Source organism: Fischerella thermalis PCC 7521, assembly GCF_000317225.1.
GTDB classification, from domain to species: domain Bacteria; phylum Cyanobacteriota; class Cyanobacteriia; order Cyanobacteriales; family Nostocaceae; genus Fischerella; species Fischerella thermalis.
Genome location: NZ_AJLL01000104.1, coordinates 12,699 through 35,797, shown reverse-complemented (window position 1 = coordinate 35,797; position 23,099 = coordinate 12,699). Strand labels below are relative to the sequence as shown.

The window sequence follows — 23,099 nt, the reverse complement described above, 5'->3', positions numbered from 1 at the left end:
GGTAAAAGGTAAAATCAGTATATTAATAAAATTTAATCATTGCCTTCTGCCTTCTGCGGGGCTTACACAAATTCGCGATTCCGCGAGTTGGTCGAGAACCCCTTCTACCTGTCCGAACTTCTTAGGGGCGTAAACCGTCCCAAAATCCTTGAGGGAAGTTGCAACTCAATTGAGTTGACGCTTTGATTCTTGTGCGTCTACGAAATTATCCCTGCATAGCTGCTTTCTACCTTTTAACTTTCACCTTTGCTATATGGCCCGCGACTACTACGAAATTCTGGGTGTCTCTCGTGACGCCGATAAAGAAGAAATCAAACATGCCTATCGCCGCTTAGCCCGGAAGTATCACCCAGATGTGAACAAGGAACCGGGAGCCGAAGAGCGCTTTAAGGAAATTAACCGTGCCTATGAGATCCTCTCAGAACCCGAAACTCGCGCTCGTTATGACCGCTTCGGTGAAGCTGGAGTTTCAGGTGGAGCCGGTGTAGGCTACCAAGATGTTGATATGGGTGGCTTTGCCGATATATTTGAAAGCATCTTCAGTGGCTTTGCTGGTGGTATGGGCGCTCAAGCACAAAGACGACGCAGTGGCCCAGTTAGGGGTGATGACCTACGGCTAGACCTGAAGTTAGACTTTCGAGAAGCGGTATTTGGTGGTGAAAAGGAAATTCGCATTTCGCATTTAGAGACCTGCGAAGTTTGTAGTGGTTCTGGTGCAAAACCTGGTACTCGTCCTCGCACTTGTTCAACTTGCAGTGGTTCGGGTCAAGTACGCCGTGTGACGAGAACGCCATTTGGTAGTTTTACTCAAGTCTCGACTTGTCCCACCTGTAATGGCACAGGTACGGTCATAGAAGACAAATGCGATGCTTGTGACGGTAAGGGCGCAAATCAAGTTACTAAGAAACTCAAAATTACCATTCCTGCTGGGGTAGATAATGGTACACGCTTACGGATATCTCAAGAAGGAGATGCAGGTCAACGTGGAGGTCCGCCTGGAGATTTGTACGTCTACTTGTTTGTTAATGAAGACCAGGAATTCCAACGGGATGGCATTAATATTATTTCAGAAATAAAAATTAGCTATCTCCAAGCCATTTTGGGTTCTCGCATAGAAGTGAATACAGTAGATGGGCCTGTAGAACTTACCATTCCACCTGGAACCCAACCAAATACAGTAATGAAGTTAGAAAATCGTGGTGTGCCACGTCTAGGAAACCCGGTGAGTCGAGGCGACCACATGATTACAGTATTGATAGATATTCCCACCAAGATTACGCCAGAGGAAAGAGAATTGTTAGAAAAGCTAGCTAAAATTAGAGGAGACCGAACTGGTAAAGGCGGTATAGAAGGTTTTCTGGGCAATATATTTCATCCACGATGAGTCTATCTTCTGTTTCAACTCCTGATGCTCAACTTGACTTGCGCGGCACCCCTTGCCCGATTAATTTTGTGCGTACAAAGCTTCGTTTAGAACAAATGCAACCCGGAGCTTTATTAGAAGTCTGGCTAGACGCTGGCGAGCCAATTGAGCAAGTTCCTGATAGTCTGACAATGGCTGGTTATCAGGTAGAACAAATCACAGACTGCGCTGGCTATTTTTCTTTGTTAGTACGCCGTCCCCTTAGCACCTCATGACAGAGGAAGTATTACAAGATTCTTGTAGGCTGTTGGGTACGGTTTTAGCCGTGCAGGCTAATTATTATCGAGTACGGCTAGATTCCGATGGGGAGATGGCGAGTTTGGGAGATGGGGAGAATACAAGATTAAATTCCTCCCATTCCTCACTCCTGTTGTGTACCCGTAGAACGCGCTTAAAAAAAATTGGTCAACAGGTAATGGTAGGCGATCGCGTCTTAGTAGAAGAACCAGATTGGACTGGTCAAAGAGGTGCGATCGCTGATGTTTTACCCCGAAAAAATCAGTTGGATCGTCCGGCGATCGCTAATGTCAATCAAATTCTTTTGGTATTTGCCGTTGCTGATCCGCCTCTAGAACCCTATCAACTCAGCCGCTTTCTCATAAAAGCTGAGTCTACAGGTTTAGATGTAGTTTTATGTCTAAATAAAAGCGACTTAATTACAACCCAACAGCAGGCGGAAATAAACCAACATCTGACAAATTGGGGTTATGAGCCAATATTTATCAGTGTATATAAAAGTATAAATATTGACGATTTAGCAAATCTACTCAAAGACAATATCACTGTTCTCGCTGGTCCTTCGGGTGTAGGGAAGTCTAGTTTAATCAATGCTTTGATTCCTAACATTAATCTGCGAGTAGGTGAAATTTCTGGTAAACTTGCCCGTGGTCGTCACACTACTCGCCATGTAGAGTTGTTTGATTTGCCTAATGGTGGTTTGTTAGCGGATACGCCCGGTTTTAATCAACCTGATTTGGATTGTACACCAGAAGAATTAGCTGCTTATTTCCCAGAAGCTAGGCAGAGATTAGCTGTTGCTAGGTGTCGGTTTAGTAATTGTCTGCATCGAGACGAACCTGATTGTGCAGTAAGGGGAGATTGGGAGCGTTATCAGCATTATTTAGAGTTTTTAGAAGAAGCGATCGCCCGTCAATCTCAACTCAATCAGCAAGCTGATCCAGAATCCACTATTAAGGTCAAAACAAAAGGTAAAGGTAAGCATCAATACGAACCGAAGTTAGAAAGTAAAAAATATCGCCAGAAATCTCGACGGACACAGTTACAAGAGTTGCAAGAGTTGTATCGAGAGAGTGAAGAATAGCGATTGGGGAGCGGAGACAAGGAGGACAAGCCAGACTTCAAAGGTTCCAGCTGAACAGCGATCGCTTCTTTGAGTTGGGGTGGAATTTCCCTATAACCAGATGGCAAATCTTGAAGCGTAAGTGTAGTGGTTTGTGTTGGTGCTTTTTTTGTAAATTTGGGGAAGTTGTTTGTTTGGGTATATCAGCAGAGGGAACGGCTTGAACTGGAATTGCTGCAAAAACACCACTGGTCAAAATAGATAACATTAAAGTAATTTGCCTTTTCACTTGTAACATTTCCCTTTGACTAAGAAGTTTAACCATCAACTTGACCATAGCTATCTTGTTTGAGTGTGGAGTATCAGCCATCATAAAGAATTGACTAAAGCCTGTTACGATCCCCAGAAAGTCTTAAAATATTGTTAACTTCTGCCAAATCCCCGACCTTCAATATATATCTGAAATCATTATGGCTATCGGCTACGTTGCGCTAGTACTCCATGCCCATCTACCCTTTGTCCGGCACCCAGAAAGTGACTATGTGCTGGAGGAAGAATGGCTTTATGAAGCCATTACAGAAACTTATATCCCCTTACTAAGAGTTTTTGAAGGCTTAAAGCGAGACGGTATAGACTTTAAAATCACTATGAGTATGACACCACCTCTGGTGTCAATGCTGCGTGATCCGTTACTACAAGAACGCTACGACGAACACTTAGCAAAGTTGGAAGAACTCGTAGAGCTTGAAATTGAGCATAACGCTCACAACGGTCACATCAAATATTTAGCCGAACATTATGCCAGTGAATTTAACGCCACGAGAAAAATCTGGGAGCAATATAAAGGTGACTTAGTAACAGCTTTTAAGCAGTTCCAAGACACTAATAATCTTGAAATTATTACATGTGGTGCTACCCACGGTTACTTACCACTGATGAAAATGTATCCCCAAGCTGTGTGGGCGCAGTTGAAGGTAGCCTGTGAACACTATGAGGAAATTTTTGGACGTCCGCCGAGAGGAATTTGGCTACCTGAGTGTGCCTACTATGAAGGCTTAGAGCGGATGTTGGCAGATGTTGGTTTGCGCTATTTTCTGATTGATGGACACGGTATCCTTTACGCCCGTCCCCGCCCCCGCTTTGGCACTTATGCCCCTATTTTTACAGAAACCGGTGTGGCTGCCTTTGGACGTGACCATGAATCCTCTCAACAGGTATGGTCTTCTGAAGTAGGTTATCCTGGTGCGCCAGAATACCGAGAGTTCTACAAAGATTTGGGTTGGGAAGCTGAATACGAATACATCAAGCCCTATATTATGCCCAACGGTCAGCGAAAAAATACGGGCATTAAGTATCATAAAATAACTGGTCGTGGTTTAGGTCTAGCAGATAAAGCCCTCTACGATCCCTACTGGGCAAGAGAAAAAGCTGCCGAACACGCAGGTAATTTTATGTATAACCGTGAGCAGCAAGTAGGGCACCTCTACGGTATTATGCAGCGTCCGCCAATTGTAGTTTCACCCTATGACGCAGAATTATTTGGACATTGGTGGTATGAAGGACCTTGGTTTATTGATTATTTGTTCCGCAAGTCATGGTATGACCAACAAACATATCAAATGACTCACTTAGCGGATTATTTACGCGCCCATCCAAATCAGCAAGTTTGCCGTCCATCTCAATCAAGTTGGGGTTTTAAGGGCTTCCATGAGTATTGGTTGAACGAAACCAATGCGTGGATTTACCCACATTTACATAAAGCTGCTGAACGTATGATTGAACTGTCTAAAAGAGAAGCAGCAGATGAACTGGAGTGGAAAGCACTTAACCAGGCTGCAAGAGAGTTGCTTTTAGCACAATCTTCTGATTGGGCGTTTATTATGCGGACAGGCACGATGGTTCCTTACGCTGTGAGAAGGACACGATCGCACCTCATGCGGTTTAACAAACTCTACGAAGATATAAATATCGGTAAAATCGATAGCGGTTGGCTAGAAAAAGTTGAGTTAATGGATAATATATTCCCTAATATTAACTATCGCGTTTATCGTCCGTTGTAATCAAAAAATACGACCATAGATGCACACAGATGAACACAGATGATGTTATCTGTGTGTTTTTTATTTAACTTAGATGATATAGCGATCGCGATAATAAGCCAAAATTTGTTCCACTATGAGTCGACTCATAGAACCAGAGTCCGGAGACACTGAAATCCACAAGCCAGCAATTTGGCTTTGATTGTAATCGAACTGTGGGGAAGATTGGGGAATTAATTCTACTTCGACTCCTTCTACTTGCCGTAGATGCGCCGCCACCTCGCGATAAACTGCCAGAGGTAAACCAGGAAATTCTACTTTTTCTTTTGTCTTCATCTTTATTTAAGAAGATCCAATATTAACTGGGTTTGGGACTGGTGATACTGCTGAAACAGGATTACCTGTATTAGCTGTTGTAGCTGTTGGTGGACTGCTAGCAGGTGCTTCACCAACCATTCTGGTAACTTCAATACCATATTGTTCCAGAATTATGATCGGTTCTGAACCTTCGTTCATTTCAATTCGTTTGATTAATACTCCGTTTGCTAGCCGTTGTCCTGCCTGTACGTAACGGCTGGTTGGCTCATTTGGTACTTTAATGATAGCTTGAGGTTGATTACCAATCATAACTACACCACTAACAAAAACTGCCTTGGCTAAATCTGGTTGTGGTTGTGGTGGTAATACAGATGCCAAACCTTGTTCGGGAACAACTTGGGGCATAACTCTAGGTAAGACAGGAGTTAATTTTGGAAGATTTTTGTTTGAAATTCCTTTGTTGATATTGTTTTTTGATTTACTTAATTTGGCACCTAACACTAAACTACTTTTTTGCGGTGTTCTTGTCGTTATTAATGTACCTCTACCTCTGGTGTTGTTAATTGGCAAAGGTAGTAACTTGGGAACAGGTCGCATTCCCGCAGTGGTACTCGGCACTCCTAGCGACGATTGTCCAATAATTTGAGCAAACGGATCGTTACGTCCTTTCGACACAATATCTATCCGTTCTTTGGCATTGGTGGGTTGAATCAAGCTAGCAGTTGCAGAAGTGGCTAAAGTCGATTTACCAGGCACTACAGGATTATTAAATGCTTGTGCTGGCGCTTTTTGTGTTTGCGCTGGCGTATTAGGAGGTGGTGGTGTTGGATTACTAGATTGTTGTTCACCTTCAGAGGCACAGGCAGCGATCACCAAAACTGAAATGGCTGCAATTAATATTTTTAAATTTATACCCATCAGCCCCTCTCTATACTTGATTTTTATGTATCAAAATCAACATGCTTATACATTAAAGCAAGTGTGAAATCTGATACCGTTATAACCTAACTTTTCACATTTAATCTTCTGCTACACTCATTGACTGTTTCAACAAATCCAGCCCTTTTTTGACTCTACGAGAAACAGTGACAACACTGATACCTAGCTGTTCTGCTACTTGTTTTTGTGTTAAATCGTGTAAAAACACAAATTCTAAGACTTCACGGGTACGTTTTTCGAGTTGGAACAGCGCTTGTTGTAAGCGAATTTGATCTTCTTGTGCCAATTGAAAACTACGATAGCGATGATCAACAACCAACTCTCCCAAGCAAGTAGCCCCCTCTTCTCCATCCTGAACTGGTACATCCAAACTTAAAGGGGCGCGATTCATCCATGCCAATTTAATTTCTTGCCATTCCTGGATGGAAATTTCCAGTGCTGCGGCTAATTCTGCATCGGTTGGTTGACGATTGTATTTTTCCCGCAAAGAACGCGAAACTCCTATAGCCTGCTGTTGCAGCGCTAAGTAGCGTCGGGGAATTCTTACGGTCACACCTTTATCTCTGAGGTAATGTTGAATTTCACCCCGAATGTAGGGAATAGCAAAAGAACTGAAGGCATGACCTTTAGATATTTCAAATCTTTCAATCGCTCGAATTAAACCCAGACAGCCCACCTGGAGTAAGTCTTCATAACTTTCATGGCACTGATTTATCCAGTAGTGAGCTTCTTTTCTCACCAGCCCAAAATTGAGTTTTACCAATTGATTGCGAACATTTGCCGAGCGAGATTGCTGATATTCTCGTAGCAGCTGTAAAATTTCATGCTTCAGTTCATGGGTGAGTGTAGTTGGCATAGCACCGTTTTGTTTCTTTTGGCAAACAAACAGTCAACTACTCGCTGTTAAACCAAGCTCCAATGTACATATCACATATCTTCAAAATATGGACATAGAAAGTAACTCCCATAGGAGACAACAAGAGTCGTGATGGAAGTATCTACTATCAGGAGTATGACAATTCAGCCTAGATTTAAATCAGCGAAAAGAGTAATTGAGAGTAATTGATTAGTAAACTTTGGTATGAATTACAGTTTTTGAAAACACATACAAAACATATAAAATTTTTTACTTTATTTAAAACCGAGATTGTACTTAACTTAAGTAAATTAGGATAGTTTTGGCGTATAGATAAAAACCGAAATTCAAGACATAGCAATTAGATAAAGAAAATTTGTATCAGAAAAAATACTTAAAGTGATTTTCGTATGAATGCAATACGCGGTTAGACCAGATAACCGTGCGCTCTCATAACTCTGAGATGTGTATCCAGAACTTATCGGTGAAAGGGATGGAAGGACTATCAAAAAGAATCACCCTTGTGACGAGTATCTACAAGGGTGATTCGAGGTTAGCTAGTGCGATCGCTACAGAAGACGATAACAATAGCTATCTTAAGTCGTAGTCAAGTTTTATACTTACAATTGTTTAACCACGAGCTTTTTCTAATCGAGCGTAGAAGATACCACGAACTTTGACTTCTTTCGGCTCACCAGCACCTAAATCAGTGTCAGAGGGTTGCTCGCTCTCAAATGTACCCGCAATTTCACCAGTAGAACTATCTACCTTGGCTACGGAGAGGGAAATTTTACCATTCATTACATCAGCACGCTTGACGTTAGCGCGCAGAAGTTCTTCATCATCAGATTGAGCAGGGAGAGCCACAGCATTATCATAACCACTGGCAACACCGCGACCTTTGGGATCTAAGAAGGTAGCACCACGATAGGAAGGAACTCTAAAAGTACCTTCAAAATCTGTTGAGGTATTGATGCTGGTCATACCAGGTTGTGACTGAGCAACCAAACCTTTGATGGTAAACAAGAAAGGCACTCGCTCGCCTCCAGGCAATTGCACGGTGGTAGGTTGGAAGTCAAAGCCATCTTTTTCCACAAAGGTAAGGCTACCATCTGGATTGATTTTCAGGTCGCCCTCGATTTGATCTAGTGAATATGTCTTACGAGTGACTAATTTGCCAGCAACAAATTCTGCTTTTTGGCGCTTATTAGCAGGTTCTTCTCTTACAAAGAAATTAGTTGGTTCTAAGCAAAGTTCTTTTATGACGTAGGATTGGCTAGCATCAATGGGAATAGAACCACGACTTGTTTCTGTGAGTTGGGGACATTTGTTAGCCAGACCAGTACCTTTAATTTGATCGTAGGTGAGTAAGTCTGTACTACCAGCAGTAGGACCCTCACTACAAGCAGTTAGTAACCCCAAGCACAAAGCCAAGAGTGCAACAATTACAGCGCGAAACCTCATGGTCAACCTCAATGTCAAAAATTGATATCTTAAGTTGTAAAACTGCGACTTACTCAAAGTTCTGCTTTTAGAGTCTGAAGTTAAAACACCAGACTAGTCAAGATGCATTCAACGAGGAAGGCATCTTAAAGGCAAGCAAAAGCTAGCAGTTTTATTGTTGGCGGCATTTGTTAAAGCTAGGGCGTGTTTATGGATGAGTACGCCTCGATACACAGTAACTTGAGCAGATTACTTGAAAGAAGATACTGTATCCAACTTCCGGACGGCTTTCCCAAGTTGATAGCTACTGTAAGTATTGTTGCTACAACTTTTTGGGTCATCACCCAGTGTCCGTGAGTGTGCCAGTATTTTTACTTTCGCAGTGTCGCTTTTGTCGTTTTGTGATATGTGTGCCGCCACTACATACAGCCCATATTTTTATGGGTAGATCAGCCAGATCATACGATTTTTTTTAACTCAAAATCAAAGCGATCTCACATTTACTATGCAATACTTTTTGGTTAAAAGGGAAAGGAAAAAGAGCAAGAGATGGAAGAAACATCCTTTACCCCTTCACTTGTTACCTTTTCCCAGATACAAATGTGGAATAAATATGCTATCTCAAGGCTAATTTCCTTTGTTTTCCGTAAACAGGTCTTTTAGCGAACAATGAAAGTAGAAAATCTTCGGTAAATTTGAGTTGGTCTCATTTACAGAAGTTGGCATGAACCAAGGCAAAATTTTTGAGTCAGAGAAATTTTCTTATAAGCTCCAAGACATTGTCAGGGTAGTACATGAAGCAGTAGCCTTTTGTCAAGGAGATACGATCGCTCTTTTGGCTTTATTAAGACAGTTAGAACAATTACACCGAGAGATTCGAGATGGGGCTTTTCAGGAGAATTTACCAAATAACCGTCAAGCCCTTTACTCACTACTTAAAGATATTGAGTCAGAGGGTGGCTGGCCTTACATAGAACGGATGAGACTGCAAGAATTTTTAGCAAATTTACCACCAGAGATTGCTCCTGAAGAGGAGTGGGGGAGTGGAGGGGTGTGAGGAGATGGGGAGTAGTGAGCCACTAACTACCACCCATTAACAACCAACAACCAACTATTAACAACTAACTCTTGACCCCATAACAGAGGGAGCGATCGTGCTGATCTACGTTGCGATTGTATCGAAGATAATTATTTACCCAGTTACAACCACGCGATAGTAAGTTATTCATGTCCAAATTCCACAGAATAATGGTGTTGTCATCACCAGCAGATGCCAATGTTTGACTATCAGGACTAAAACTAACACTTAATACCGGAGCATGATGTCCATTGAGAGTTTTAATCAATTTGCCATCATGACTCCAGAGTTTCACTGTGCTGTCCCAACCAGCAGCAGCAAGAATTTCACCATTGGGACTAAAAGTCACAGAGTTAACACTATCGCTATAACCCTTTAACAAGGTTTTCAATAATCTACCGTCAGAACGCCATAGTCTGACAGTGTTATCCCAGCTAGCAGAAGCCAGTAAATGATCAGTAGGACTAAAACTTACACCTAAAACCCAACTGTCATGAGGTGAGAAGGTTTTCAACAAATTACCATCTTTTCCCCAAAGCTTCACTGTTTGATCATCACTAGCTGAAGCGAGAATCTGACTATCTGGACTAAAACTGACGCTATTGACCCAACCGTGATGTCCTACTAGGGTTTTAACCAAGCGACCTTCACGGTTCCAAAGTTTCACTGTCTGGTCTTTACTACCCGATGCTAACAACTCCCCATCTGGACTGAAGCTAACACTCATGACACTATCACTATGTCCATGTAGGGTTTTGAGTAGATGACCATCTAGACTCCATAATTTCACGGTTTTATCATAGCTTCCAGAGGCTAGCATTTGATTTTTGGGGTCAAAACTGACGCTAGGAACTCTATCAGTGTGTGCAGCTAGAGTTTTATACAAGCGAGTTCTACCGCTATTGGGGTCACGTTGCCAGAGTTTGACAGTGTGATCCTTACTACCAGAAGCTAACAGTTCGCCACTATGACTCCAAGCGACACTCAAAACTCGGTCTTTATGACCTTGAAGGACTGGCAATGTTGGCGCATTTAGACTCCACAATCTCACTGTTTTGTCATAACTGGCAGATGCTAGGAGCTTTTGATCCGGGCTGAAAACTACACTCACCACAGCATCACTGTGTCCTTTAAAGGTTTTGTAAGGTCGATTCTCAAATTCACCTTTTTCATTGATTTTCCAAAGGTATACACTGTTGTCATCACCGGCACAAGCTAGCTGTTGGCTATCAGAACTAAAGTTGAGATTCCAAACAATTGTATTGTGTTGTTGCAAAGTTTTATCAAGATGGAAATTATAGCCATTTTTACCATTTTTGTCCAAACGCCAAAGTTTGACTGTTTTGTCTCGACCTGCTGTTGCTAGTACTTGAGCGTTAGGGCTGAAAGCTAGGGCTGTTACTCCTTCTTCATTTGCTAACAAAGTTTTCACTAATTTACCGTCTCGTCGCCAGATTTTGACTGTTTTGTCGTCACTGGCTGAGGCAAGAAACTGACCATTAGGACTGAAGCTTACCCAGTTAACCCAACCTTGATGTCCTAGCAGTGTTTTGATTAATTTTCCATCCCGATGCCATAGCTTAACAGTTCTATCCTTACTGCTTGTAGCTAATAATTTTCCATCCGGGCTAAAAGCAACACTAAAAATCCAATCTCTGTGTCCTTGTAGGATTTTATCTGCTTGTGGATCAAATTTTCCTGTTGTTGGATTAAGATGCCAAATTTTGACTGTTTTGTCGCGGCTGGTTGAGGCTAAAGTTTTACCGTCAGGACTAAAGCTTATACCCGTAATCGCATCACTGTGAGCATCTAATGTTTGGAGTAATGTACCATTAGGACGCCATAATTTTACAGTGCGATCGCGGCTACCTGATGCCAGCAATTTGCCATCAGGACTGAATGCAATCCCCCAAATAATATCATTATGTCCCTCTAGCCGATTGAGTTCGGTGACTCCATATACTGCCTGCTGTAAAGCTGTTACTACCCGCATTCGGGTATCTGGTTCTACTCCATTTGCTTGCTTGAGCCTCCGCCATGCTCGTAAACTTTCCAAAAGAGCATCAAATTCTTTATTAGAAGCAAATAAAGCTTCTGAGGAAGCAGTGATGGCACTAATTTTCAAGTTAGTCTCGCTACGTTCTGCCCGCCTAGTTTCGCGAATAGCTGCTCTTTTTTGTAAGTCAGCTTGCCACCATAACCCGGCAATTGTTGCTGCCATCATGGCCAAGACTAAACCTGCTATACGTGCCTCTCGTAGTCGTTTTTGTAAAACTAAATTCAGCTGTTCTTGACTGAGTTTCTGGGCTACTTCTGCTCTGGTTTTTTCAAATCTGACTTTGGCAAGTTCAGCTACCATCCCATATTTCTTTTTTTGACGAATTGGCTCCACTAAATAATCGTGAACCAACTGATAGCGATCGCCTGATTCTTCTTTGACCTGCAATACTAATCCACTACCGACCAATATATCTAAAATCATTTCTATATTGGTTATGGTATGGTGGGAATTTCGATCTGGGCTAATGGGGTGACGGGGAGAAGTTCTTTGCCCACCTGCCAATTTCCCAACCTCCCCACCTTTTTCTTTGACCAATGTAGCTACTAATTCAACTTTTGTTTTAATCGGTCGTGTACCTTTTTCATCAGTTAACTCAAACAATAATTGCCAGCTTAATTGTTCGTTCTCCCGACCACAATCTTTGATGACTTCTTCTAGCCAACGTTGTACTAATTTCTTAGAGCCACCACAACGCTTATATTCTTCAATTGTAGTGATATTTTCTGTTTGCAGTTGCGCGCAGACTATTTGTAATTCAATCGGATGTACTTCATCAAATTCTCCTGCTAAATCATGTACTATTTGGTTTATTAGCTCATGACTTAATCCATAATAAGAACGTTGATTTAAACTTTGAATGACACCGATTGCATCTTTTCTAGAAAATTTTCCTAAGTAATACCGAATATCTTTATCAAGAATATTTTTATTGATTACGTCTAACTTACAACCAAACTCATTATTCTGATTACACAGACGTTCTAATTCTAATAAATAATGTAAATAATCTTCTCTTAACGATAAAATTATTTTGACAAATGCAATATCTAAACATTCACTAAAAAACTGATAAAATTTTATTCTTGCCAATTTATTTTTATTGACAAAGAAAAATTCTTCAAATTGATCTAAAATTAGAATAATAGTATAATTTTGGTCAGTTAAAGACTGCAATTGCTCAATAATAATTTTATGTGAAAATTCACTACTAATAGTAATTTCTGTTTGGGCGATCGCCTGGTTTAAACTATGCCCTAAAGTTGCTTGCCAATCTGTATACACAGATAAAACAATCGGTAAAGGATTGCGTTCTCCGATAGTTGTTTGTTTTAAAGCTGGTACTAATCCAGCTTTGAGAATTGAGCTTTTACCAACACCACTAGGGCCATGAATAACCGTGAGTTTACAGTCTGCGCGGGTAATTCTTTCAATCAAACGATTGATATCTTGCTGTCTCCCGGAAGCAGCAATTTCTTGGGCGATTTCCTCGGGAAAGTTCGTGCTTGTTTGTGATTGGAAAGCGGAATTAAGTCTGTAACGTTGTGGCTGTAGTTGACTAGCACCAATAAAAGCACGAAAGCCATACTGATGCTCAATTTTAATTTTTTCTTGTTTGAGATTAAATGCTTCTAAATAGTCATGGCGTTCAAAAAAGTATAGCGATCGCAACTCATCTACAATCTCCAAGTACAGCGATGGTTCATACTGTGGTTCACAAACAACCTTCGCCCACTCTAGGTTATTGACTGCTTCTTCCCACTCACCCATTTGTCGTTGGGTGCGTCCCAATAAAAGCAGATAGGAACTTTCCTGTTGACGCGAAACTTTTGGCGCTTCTTCGGCAATAGAAAGCGCAGAATTGGCTAATTCATGGGCCGCTGTCCAATTCGATTCAGAAGCAGCCACAGCAGCTAAAAAGCCGTAGTCTTGAGCAACTTGGGCTTTATCACCATAAACTCGATGCAATTCTAGAGACTTGAGAGCTAATTCTTTCAAATCCTTCCAAGCTTGTAAACGTTGTAACATTTCGCAAGCTGACAAAATGAATTTGGCTACTAAATCTTGTCTTTCTGCTTTTTCCAAGACTTCCAGACATTGTCTAAACCAAAAGAGTGCGTCTTGCCAATACCTTCTGTTGAGTGCAGGACGTAATTCCGCCATCCGGCGATAGCACAGTCCTTGATGAAAGAGTACTACAGCCTGACGAAGAAGATGGGGTGATGGGGTGGTGGGGTGATGGGGTGATGAGATACCCCTACCCCCGGTTTTCCCCATCTCCCTATCTAAAGAAAGCTGCCAAAGCTCTAAACTATGTTGAAAATAATCTAAGGCCTCTTCAATTTCATCATTGGCATAGCGATCGCGTCCCAAAACAAATTCGAGACTTGCTTCTAACTCTGGTTCTAAATTGACACCATAGCGTGTTTGCAAGTCATGACGTGCTGACTCTATTTCGTGGCGTTGCTGAGATTTAGGATCTAAATCAAGGGCGGCATTAGATAAAAACTGTTCTGCTCCTGCTGCTAATATATTGGCAAATAAAGATTCTGTTTGCTGCTTAATTAGAGCAATCAAATCTTCTTTTGCCATTTCAAATTTGATCGTAGTTGCTGCCCAACTCCTAAAATCAGGTGCTAATTTTGACAATAATGTTGCTACTTCGTCTTTCAGCCACAATATTAAAGGAAACGGAAAACTATCAGCATAGATATCTCGTGCTTGGTTGATACCAATTAATAAATCTTCCAAAGCGCTGACTGTCTCTAAACCGAAAACCATCACAGCAGATGGTAAACAATCTGTAATGACAGCAGGATTATCTAAAAATAATTCTGAAGCAATAGTGGCGTGCAGAGCAGTAACTGAGGTCGAAAGAAAAATTTCTCGTAAGTAAATATCCTGAGTTAGAGAACGGAGATTCTCTAGCATTTGTTCCCTTAGCTGCCTGTAATTGCATCGCACTAAAATAAGAGCAAATTGACCTTTGGAGAGTGCGATCGCCCGGATCAACCTTTGCAAAGAACGCTGATTTTCGCTGGCGTTCTCAGCAGCTGTGAATTTCCACTCTGTCATATTGCAAATTAGGGTCAAGAAATAGGGGTATAGGGGTGTGGGGGTATAGGAGGATGATTGAATTTTTGAGTTTTGCTGAACAATTTTTCTCTTACACCCTCATACCTTCATCCCTTTACACCCACCCTAAGTGTAGTTATGAGTTGTGAATAAACTGGCTTTGCTGCCAAGCAAGAATTTTTTCTGTTTCTGCTAACGCTGGACTAATACCAAACCAACGTCCTGTAGTATCACGGTATTCAAAGACAAACATACTTCGTAGCAATATCTGGTAATCAGACTCGCCTTTGACACTCTGTTGATTAACTACTTCTAATAGCAATTCCCAGACGTGTTCATCAATTGCTAATAGCAGGTCATCACGATAGTCTTTGATGACTGCTTCTAAACAACTCTGAGAAAAGGGTGGATCTTGTCGTTGCAGACAACTGTACAACAGCCCTAATAAGTTACGAATATGACCACCACTGATGCGACATAGACGATCTAAAGTTTGGGGGTGATCAAATAACTCTGTGATTAAACTTAGCCTTGTATTCCAGGGAACTTCAGGAAAAGCTCTTGTCAGTACTAGTTGCCGTAATAGAGATATTCCTGGTTCGTAGTCACTACCATCTCTTTGGCGCACAAGTACCATTGGCAAGACTTTCGGAGCGATACCACCCCCAAGACGATTTTTGAGTGTTTCGTACTCATTAGAAAAAATTAATGCCAGGGGGATAGTATAGACTACATGGCATTTGAGGCGGCGTAACTGTTCGCCTCGGTCAATGAAAAGATACTCTGGTAGCGATCGCCCCGAAGCTAAAGGGCGCATATCGACTCGATCCAGGTTATCGACAATCACTACCAATCCTTTTTGACCACGCTGCTTCAACTGTTGAACAGCTTTGTCTAGCAATTCTTCGTTGATTGCTTGCAAAATACTATTGGTGCGTGGTTCCAAGTACTGCCGCAGCTGATTGCGTAATTGCGGGCTATCTTTTGTTTTTGCGCTAATTTTCGCGATACCTAAAGACAATTCCGCTTCTGCTGATAACTCTATCGGAGTCTGTAAAAAATCTCCAATTTCTCTAAACAGATTGCTAAAGTAACCTGATTTCTCTTTGATATTAATCGCTTCTAAACTAGTGCTGACTTGACGGGCTATACTCAGCAAAATATCGCTGACATCAATATCCGCCATGTCTAAATCTTGACTAGACTCAAAATAAACGACATGAAATCCTGCCAGTTCTAGTTCTGTCTTTAAGCGTTGTAATTCCGTTGATTTACCACAACCAATGTGACCTGTAAACAACTGACAAGTCGGGTCGTCTGGAGAAATACGAACTATTGTGCGTTGTAGCTCCTCTACAATTTTGCAACCACGTACATCAGAAAAGTCTATGTAGTATTGCCGATCCGCCGCATCACCCATTACCAGGGTTTTACTAGGATTACAGGCTTGATAAAAACGTTGTAAATTGAGTGCTGTTTTCATGTAGATGCAGTCTTATTTGTATATTAAGATACAAATAATCCCTACCTTCCTATAAAGGTATGCACTAGACTTCTTTGTTGCATGTTTTGCCATCAGTAAGTCCGTAGCATGGTAGGAATTTTATCATCCCTGATGGTTGATTGTATTCTGTCTTTTTTACACCTGTTGTTGAGATTTTGACAATCTCTAATTTTGCTCACGGGTGAACTAATGTAAGTCTATGCACCAGTTTTAGCGTGAAATAAACGAGACAGCAAATTTGCCCTTAGTTGTAGCAGCGACAACAGGTATTCAAAAATAGTCACAGAGGTATATTAATCAGTTATTTCATGAGCTAGTTATTATTTTGACTATGTTTTGTCAACCAGATTACAGTATATATGTCTATTTTTATTTTTCGCAATAATTAAAACAAATGTTCTTTTAAAGTAAAATATTATACTGGTAAACACTTTATTAGCCAATACTTTTTGGTTAAAGGGGAAAGCTTGATAGTGAAGAAATCGGGAGAAACATTTCACTCTACCACCCTATTGGCGAGTGCGCCTTCATCTTTTACCTTTTCCCAGACACAAATGAACATAAAGCGTGTTTATCCAGGAAGGATTGTTTTAATAGCAGTCTTGATAGTAGATAATTCTCTGGCAGATGCAAAATCAGAGTATAATTTCGGTTTCGCACTTTGTTCTGAATTTTGCTCGTTACATATAATTAGCAAAATGTCAATAATTATTTTTAGTCTTATTGCTGAAGTGATGAGTATTATCTGTAAGACAAGGCTACATAAGTTCAATGTCCAGATTTGCAGATAATTCCAAATTCCAAATTTTATGAATGTACAATAGCTAACTACTAAAATCTTATTTTTGTTGCTGTACAGTGTTGGAAAGTCAGCTTTGACTAAAATTATTGAATGTTACAGATGTGCAATCACGACTTGGATTAAGAGTGTGGCAGAGGTTTGAATGGCTGGTATAGTATCGATTTCCCGCACAATCCTTGCAGGACGCCGTAAGAAGTTACGCAAAAAGCGCCAGATCAAATTTATTCAAGCAATTTGGCGAACTATTGCTGTGACTAGTTTGGCTGGTGGTTTGCTGTGGATAGCAATTCAACCTATTTGGGTTCTCAAAACTCCTAAAGATGTGGTGATTTCAGGAAATCAATTACTGTCAGACGAGGAGGTTCAGTCTCTACTGATGCTGTCTTATCCTCAATCTTTGTGGCGGATTGAACCTTATAAGATTGCTCGTTCTTTACAGCAGCAGCCAAGTATTGCCCAAGCCACCGTCAGTCGTCGTTTGTTTCCTCCTGGATTGGTAGTCCAACTTCAGGAAAGAACACCAGTAGCGATCGCTCAAGTACGCCGAGAACAAGATAAAAGTAAAAATGGCAATACAAAAGTAATCATGGGATTAATAGATGCCCATGGCGTATGGATACCTTTAGAGAATTTTACTTCCCTCAACTCTAAAGTTAAACTACCTACTTTAAAAGTGATCGGATCACCAGAACAATACCGTCCCTACTGGAGTGATTTTTATGAAGCGATAAGTCAAACTTCCTTAAAAGTAACGGAAATAGATTGGCAAGATCCAACAAATTTAATTTTAAAAACAGAACTAGGTTTAGTACATCTTGGTACTCCAAGTCCCCAGTTACCAGAACAAATTAAGGTGCTTGCCCAGATCCGCAATCTACCCTCACAACTCAATCCCAATGACATAGAGTACATTGATCTGAAAAATCCAGAACATTTACTAGTACAAATGAACCAAAAAAACAGTAAACCAATTTCCAAACAGACCAAAAAAAATCAGCGTGTTTGATATCAAATTCATCCTAGCCAACAAAGAAGTTTTGTGTTCAAAAAAATATATTTACTATTTAAGTTGGGTTTTCCGAGACGTCTATGTAAAAATCGGCATTAACTTCTAATTGAATTGGAGGATTAGTTGCAAAACCTCTCTTTAGACAGTAAGAACTTTCATGGTTATTTGCCTAACATCTAAATGATGGGTGGAAGGTGTTAGGTTGTTTACCTATGGCGTCTTGCCTAAAAGTATTTTTTACCTGTCTACTCCTCATTTTAGCATAATACTTGCTATAGTGAAGTTCTTTTTACTACCTGCTAACTTATGTGGGTAAAGTATTACTTTTAACCACCCTTAGACAATTTCCTGTCGAGTGGGTGCTTTAATTAAGGTTAAGTAAAACAGTAAATCAATCAAATGTTTCAAAATCTCAGTCAACCACAACAAACATTATTTTCTGTTGTTTCTGTTTTGAGCATTGATAAATAAATTATTAAGACAAATTTTGTGTCTTAAGTTGCAATTATCCCCAATGGTGAATCCTATTAAACATATCACTAACCCAGAACAGACGCGCTATGACCCGTGTTGCCAGGTAACACAATTAGCCCAGTATTTTACGTATATAATATCGCTAAACCTAAACCATTGTATAATTAAAAACTTTAAATCCATGCAATTTGTTAACCTACATCTATTTATTTCTAGCTTTTGGGATTGTTTTTCTTTGTTTATGTTGAATATTTTATACCAAATGGATTTAGTATTTTCAGCAACTGAAGAAAAAAATTCTGCTCACAGATGTAAAATTGATGACCAATATAAAGCAATAGCAGCAAAAGGCAGAAGTTATTGGGGTTACCAAAGGTATACCGAGTCAAATCGGTAAAAAAGCAGTGAATATATTAATGTCTGGTGGAAGTTACACAGGTCAATTTCAGGTAAATAGTAGGTATACTTCTCTAGAATTAGTTGTGCAAACAGGTGCCTTGATGGCTTATCCCATAACAAAGTTTCCTAACTCTCATCCTGAAAGGGTTGGAAGTATGGAGAACAAGAAAGAACAATGTCATATTGTTGATGGCAGCGTCACACTATAGTTGACTCTTAGGTGAATAGCACCTTAAAAAGTCGTTTATCTACCTTTGTGAATCCAATGACACTTGATAATAACCAAGGACTTACCTATAAAAACTCTCAATCTTCAGGACAGTCTGCTTTCTCACTGGCTGTTAATTCCACCAATCCGTTTAATCATTCAGGGCTGAGCTTTGGGCAAAATAATGACAGCAAGAAAATTGAGCGTGAAGAAAGCCGAATAGGTGACATTGTTCCTGGTCGAGTCGCCAACATTAAAGTGATTGGTGTCGGTGGCGGTGGTAGTAATGCTGTTAACCGCATGATTGCATCAGATGTAAGTGGAGTAGAGTTTTGGTCTATCAACACTGATGCTCAAGCTTTAACTTTGGCAGCAGCTCCCAGCCGACTACAAATAGGGCAGAAACTGACACGGGGGCTGGGAGCAGGTGGTAATCCTGCTATTGGTCAAAAAGCTGCCGAGGAATCACGGGACGAGATTGCGACGGCTCTAGATGGTGCTGATTTAGTATTTATTACCGCCGGCATGGGTGGTGGAACTGGTACAGGTGCGGCTCCGATTGTGGCAGAAGTAGCCAAAGAAATGGGCGCTCTTACTGTTGGTGTAGTTACACGTCCTTTTATCTTTGAGGGACGCCGCCGGATCAGCCAAGCAGAACAAGGAATCGAAGGACTCAAAAGTAGGGTAGATACACTAATTATCATTCCTAACAACAAGTTACTAGAAGTTATCCCGGAACAAACACCGATGCAAGAAGCTTTTCGCTATGCAGATGATGTGCTGCGGCAAGGGGTACAAGGCATTTCCGATATTATTACCATTCCTGGTTTGATCAACGTTGACTTTGCAGATGTGCGAGCAGTTATGGCCGATGCAGGATCAGCACTGATGGGGATCGGTATTGGTTCTGGAAAATCTAGAGCCAGAGAAGCAGCGATCGCTGCGATTTCTTCACCATTGCTCGAATGTTCAATTGAGGGTGCTAGGGGTGTTGTCTTTAACATCACTGGTGGTAGCGATCTCACTCTGCACGAAGTGAATGCTGCTGCTGAAACAATCTATGAAGTGGTTGATCCCAACGCCAATATTATTTTTGGCGCGGTGATTGATGACAGACTCCAAGGTGAAGTGAGACTTACCGTGATTGCGACTGGATTTACTGGTGAAGCCCCAGCTGCACAACAACCTAACGTTACCCAAGGACGAGTAGTACAACCGCCACCACAAAGAAGACCAATGCAGCAACCTCCTGCGCCTAATCCACCAACACAAACTCCAGAACCAAAAGAAAAAGGTTCGGTGTTGGATATTCCTGATTTTCTGCGAAAGCGGACACCACCACGTAATTAAGATGATCAGCGATTGGCTTTCTGGCTGCTCATACCAATTTTGGATTTTAGATTTTGGATTTTGGATTGAGAGTCTTTGCCAAAAGGCTATGCCAATAATCTCAAATAACACTATTTATCCCTATTTGGTATTATTTCTAATTCCCTTAGTTAATACTAGGAATTGGAATCAGCAATTCAGTTGCCATTTTTGTTACAGCCAATTAGTCACTCAATTCATCTACCCATCCCAAAGACTGAAATTAGCTTCGGCTAGAGTCAGCTTGTTTAAAATACCCAGTGTGTTTGTCAAAAACGAAAGCGATCGCACTTGTTTTGGTTGTCGATCAATGTCTCTTAATATCGTCTTGAGTTGGGATAATTATTGTTGATGGTAGACTTGTTTAACTTTTGTAGTCTTTCAGCACACAACTATTTTTAACTGGCAGTCTGAATTTTAGTACCGAATGCTACTGTAAATCCCTATATTATTTGTAATTATTGTTTCGGTTTACCAGGGTGCAAGGGAAATTACAGAGGAAGGATGAATTATGAACGTTAAAAAATTTCATAATTCATATTAATAATTTATAAATTTTTTGTCTGTTCGACCCAGCGAATAACCAAATGACCAAGACGAGTGTCGTCTAATCGGTCAATTTCACGTATTCCAGTAGGACTAGTGACGTTGACTTCGGTCAGATAGCCACCAATTACATCGATACCGACAAAAACTAAGCCATCTTTACGTAATATTTTGGCAACTTCGGAGCAGATTTCGTATTCTTTTGGGGTAATTTCGGTTTTGGCAACTGTACCCCCAGTCGCCATGTTATTACGAAATTCACCACTAGCAGAAAGACGATTAACTGCTCCAATTGGTTTGCCATCTAGGAGGATAATCCGTTTGTCTCCTTCTTTCGCCTCTGGGATAAAATTTTGTACCATGACGGGTACTCGACCTTGAAGAGTACTGAGTTCGATGATGGAATTGAGGTTGCGATCGCTCGGTTGCAAAATTAAAATTCCCTCACCAGCTTTATTACCTAGTGGTTTGAGAACTGCTGTGCCTTTTGCTTCCACAAAGTCTCGGATAGTTTGTTTATCAGCAGTGACAATGGTTTCTGGTATTACCTTAGTAAATTGGAGGGCATACATTTTTTCGTTTGCCCCTCGGATGCCACTGGGACTATTGATTACCAAGGTTTTGTTTTGGTCAATGTAGTCCAGAATATAGGTGGCATAGAGGTAGGAAGCTGTTACAGGTGGATCTGTCCGCATAAACACGGCATCCATTGTTTCTAAAGAAACATAAATGCGTTTGCCTATTTTGTACCAAGGACTTGCTGCTACCCAGCGTCCTTCCACTAATTCAATAGGCATGAGTTCCACTCGTTCTAAAATGGCCCAAGCTTTTCCTGCTACTACACTTAGTAAATTCGCTTGAGTTATCCAGACTTCATGTCCCATGACATGGGCTGCTTCCATTAATGCGACGCTTGTGTCGTGACAAGGGTCAAGAGTCTGGATGGGATCAATAATAAAAGCCAGTTTCACACTTTCTGCCTCAATTGCCAGCAAATTCCACAGTCACTTAATTTAGACTATCCCCTGATGGTTAAACAAGTTTTGCGATCGCCCCCAGCAAAACACCATCGAACTCTTACATCTATACGCTATTGCCGGAAGCTAATAAATTATCTAGCTGTCCTCGGGCATCTAAAGCGTATATGTCATCACAACCACCAACGTGAACATTATCGATGAAAATTTGTGGTAAAGAGCGTCTTCCATTAGCTCTTTGAGCCATTTTATCCCGTGCAGCCTCATCTCCATCAATGTTGTACTCTGTGAAGTCGACCCCCTTCCTCTTCAGTAAGCTTTTAGCACGGATGCAAAATGGGCAAGTACTCCAAGTGTAAATTTCTACTTTTGCAGCCATAAGTCCTCAACTTTATTTAATAATTCTTAAATTTTAGAATGTTATTGCTGGCTCTGGGTGCTTCATCATGTTTTTTGTCAATTCAGAGCAGATGCAAGGCTAATATTTTGAATTTTAGACTTTGTGAATCGTAGAAACTTAATACATGAAATTAATTAATGTTTTATCTGGGTATCTGATTTCTCAATTTAGTAAAACTTAATCGACAAATACCTACGAATATTCTTAATTCAAAAGACTATTTAACTAAAAATATAGCTATAAATATTTAACTTACATTATAGTTTATAATTTATATAAGGGCATTTGCTGGTGAGTTTATTGCTAAAACAATAGTAACAAGCTCATCCAAACACTTAGCCCGTAAAACTTATATTGAATTGCATCTAGTAGCGTAACAAACTGATAATATTCGAGTTTCAGTACAGTCAACCTCAGCAATTGCACCGATATAAATTTATGAGCCACAAAAAATATTTTCAGTATTTACCGCTAGATAAATCTAGAGGTAATGAGCTAAGCTAGCCTTTAGCATCTTACATTTGAGCCTCTTAGCAGAGAGAACTTGCAAATATGATTTTTTTTGTAATCCACAACATCAGCTTTATGAAAGTAATAAGGATTATAAAATATAGTACTTGTCCAAATGTAAGAGTAGACAAATCAAACTGAGCCAAGAAATATTACTATCTAGTAGGTGTAATTATACAAAATAAAATAGGCTTAAAAATGCTAATGCATATCTAAGCCTATATTGAATATGAGTTCGATAAATATTCTCAGAATAAGCAATCAACTTGTCTGTAAGTAAACTGCTTCAACCACTGATCACTGTGAAATTGGGTTTTCATCCTGCGTCCCAAGTTTTTTTGAGAGCGGGATGTTAGTCTCATGAAATCTATC

Annotated in this window: 17 protein-coding genes; 8 read left to right on the top strand and 9 right to left on the bottom strand. The window is 40.5% G+C overall.

Annotated elements, in window-relative coordinates; translation table 11 throughout:
- Positions 1 to 253 precede the first annotated feature (253 nt).
- The 3 genes from dnaJ to rsgA are packed head-to-tail and all read left to right on the top strand — an operon-like array spanning position 254 to position 2,744.
- A complete protein-coding gene (gene dnaJ, locus UYK_RS0122735; protein ID WP_009456791.1) occupies positions 254 to 1,384 on the top strand; it encodes a molecular chaperone DnaJ in 1,131 nt (376 codons plus the stop codon).
- A complete protein-coding gene (locus UYK_RS0122730; protein ID WP_009456792.1) occupies positions 1,381 to 1,638 on the top strand; it encodes a sulfurtransferase TusA family protein in 258 nt (85 codons plus the stop codon). The genes dnaJ and UYK_RS0122730 overlap by 4 nt, the downstream gene beginning before the upstream one ends.
- Positions 1,635 to 2,744 (top strand): small ribosomal subunit biogenesis GTPase RsgA, encoded by a 1,110-nt coding sequence (rsgA, locus tag UYK_RS0122725; RefSeq protein WP_009456793.1) that lies wholly within the window; start codon positions 1,635 to 1,637, stop codon positions 2,742 to 2,744. The genes UYK_RS0122730 and rsgA overlap by 4 nt, the downstream gene beginning before the upstream one ends.
- 37 nt (positions 2,745 to 2,781) lie before the next feature.
- Here the strand turns inward: rsgA and UYK_RS24495 are convergent, their stop codons facing one another.
- Complete coding sequence (locus tag UYK_RS24495) at positions 2,782 to 3,060, bottom strand: hypothetical protein (protein WP_235182376.1); 279 nt, start codon at positions 3,058 to 3,060, stop codon at positions 2,782 to 2,784.
- A gap of 133 nt (positions 3,061 to 3,193) precedes the next feature.
- On the opposite strand from UYK_RS24495, the gene UYK_RS0122715 reads away from it, so the two are divergent.
- The gene (locus UYK_RS0122715; RefSeq protein WP_009456794.1) at positions 3,194 to 4,783 is read left to right on the top strand and encodes a glycoside hydrolase family 57 protein; all 1,590 of its coding nucleotides are present in this window, start codon (positions 3,194 to 3,196) and stop codon (positions 4,781 to 4,783) included.
- Between the two features lie 69 nt (positions 4,784 to 4,852).
- On the opposite strand, the gene UYK_RS0122710 is transcribed toward UYK_RS0122715, so the two are convergent.
- The 4 genes from UYK_RS0122710 to psbO all read right to left on the bottom strand — a co-directional run bounded on the left by UYK_RS0122710 (position 4,853) and on the right by psbO (position 8,339).
- A complete protein-coding gene (locus tag UYK_RS0122710; protein ID WP_009456795.1) occupies positions 4,853 to 5,098 on the bottom strand; it encodes a hypothetical protein in 246 nt (81 codons plus the stop codon).
- Positions 5,099 to 5,104: 6 nt separating this feature from the next.
- A complete protein-coding gene (locus UYK_RS0122705) occupies positions 5,105 to 5,998 on the bottom strand; it encodes a hypothetical protein (protein WP_009456796.1) in 894 nt (297 codons plus the stop codon).
- 100 nt (positions 5,999 to 6,098) lie between these two features.
- Positions 6,099 to 6,875, bottom strand: a complete 777-nt coding sequence (locus UYK_RS0122700; protein ID WP_009456797.1) for an RNA polymerase sigma factor SigF — start codon at positions 6,873 to 6,875, stop codon at positions 6,099 to 6,101.
- A 630-nt stretch (positions 6,876 to 7,505) separates the two neighbouring features.
- Positions 7,506 to 8,339 carry a photosystem II manganese-stabilizing polypeptide gene (psbO, locus tag UYK_RS0122695; RefSeq protein ID WP_009456798.1) on the bottom strand — a complete coding sequence of 278 codons (834 nt, stop codon included), beginning with the start codon at positions 8,337 to 8,339 and terminating at the stop codon, positions 7,506 to 7,508.
- A gap of 703 nt (positions 8,340 to 9,042) precedes the next feature.
- Here psbO and UYK_RS0122690 point away from each other — a divergent pair.
- Positions 9,043 to 9,375, top strand: a complete 333-nt coding sequence (locus tag UYK_RS0122690) for a hypothetical protein (RefSeq protein WP_009456799.1) — start codon at positions 9,043 to 9,045, stop codon at positions 9,373 to 9,375.
- A 64-nt stretch (positions 9,376 to 9,439) separates the two neighbouring features.
- Here the strand turns inward: UYK_RS0122690 and UYK_RS0122685 are convergent, their stop codons facing one another.
- Both UYK_RS0122685 and UYK_RS0122680 read right to left on the bottom strand, forming a co-directional pair.
- Positions 9,440 to 14,530, bottom strand: coding sequence for a WD40 domain-containing protein (locus tag UYK_RS0122685; RefSeq protein WP_009456800.1), 5,091 nt, complete (start codon positions 14,528 to 14,530; stop codon positions 9,440 to 9,442).
- 136 nt (positions 14,531 to 14,666) lie between these two features.
- Positions 14,667 to 16,013, bottom strand: a complete 1,347-nt coding sequence (locus tag UYK_RS0122680) for an ATP-binding protein (protein ID WP_009456801.1) — start codon at positions 16,011 to 16,013, stop codon at positions 14,667 to 14,669.
- A 965-nt stretch (positions 16,014 to 16,978) separates the two neighbouring features.
- On the opposite strand from UYK_RS0122680, the gene UYK_RS0122675 reads away from it, so the two are divergent.
- From UYK_RS0122675 to ftsZ, 3 genes are all read left to right on the top strand, one after another.
- Positions 16,979 to 17,842 carry a cell division protein FtsQ/DivIB gene (locus tag UYK_RS0122675; protein ID WP_009456802.1) on the top strand — a complete coding sequence of 288 codons (864 nt, stop codon included), beginning with the start codon at positions 16,979 to 16,981 and terminating at the stop codon, positions 17,840 to 17,842.
- Positions 17,843 to 18,723: 881 nt separating this feature from the next.
- Positions 18,724 to 18,927 carry a hypothetical protein gene (locus tag UYK_RS0122665; RefSeq protein ID WP_231936197.1) on the top strand — a complete coding sequence of 68 codons (204 nt, stop codon included), beginning with the start codon at positions 18,724 to 18,726 and terminating at the stop codon, positions 18,925 to 18,927.
- A 56-nt stretch (positions 18,928 to 18,983) separates the two neighbouring features.
- On the top strand, positions 18,984 to 20,276 hold the full coding sequence (gene ftsZ, locus UYK_RS0122660) for a cell division protein FtsZ (protein WP_009456805.1): 1,293 nt from the start codon (positions 18,984 to 18,986) through the stop codon (positions 20,274 to 20,276).
- Between the two features lie 566 nt (positions 20,277 to 20,842).
- On the opposite strand, the gene gshB is transcribed toward ftsZ, so the two are convergent.
- Both gshB and grxC read right to left on the bottom strand, forming a co-directional pair.
- Entirely contained in the window at positions 20,843 to 21,811 is a 969-nt protein-coding gene (gene gshB / locus UYK_RS0122655) for a glutathione synthase (protein WP_016872216.1), read from the bottom strand.
- A 112-nt stretch (positions 21,812 to 21,923) separates the two neighbouring features.
- Positions 21,924 to 22,196 (bottom strand): glutaredoxin 3, encoded by a 273-nt coding sequence (gene grxC / locus UYK_RS0122650; protein WP_009456807.1) that lies wholly within the window; start codon positions 22,194 to 22,196, stop codon positions 21,924 to 21,926.
- Between the last annotated feature and the right edge of the window lie 903 nt (positions 22,197 to 23,099).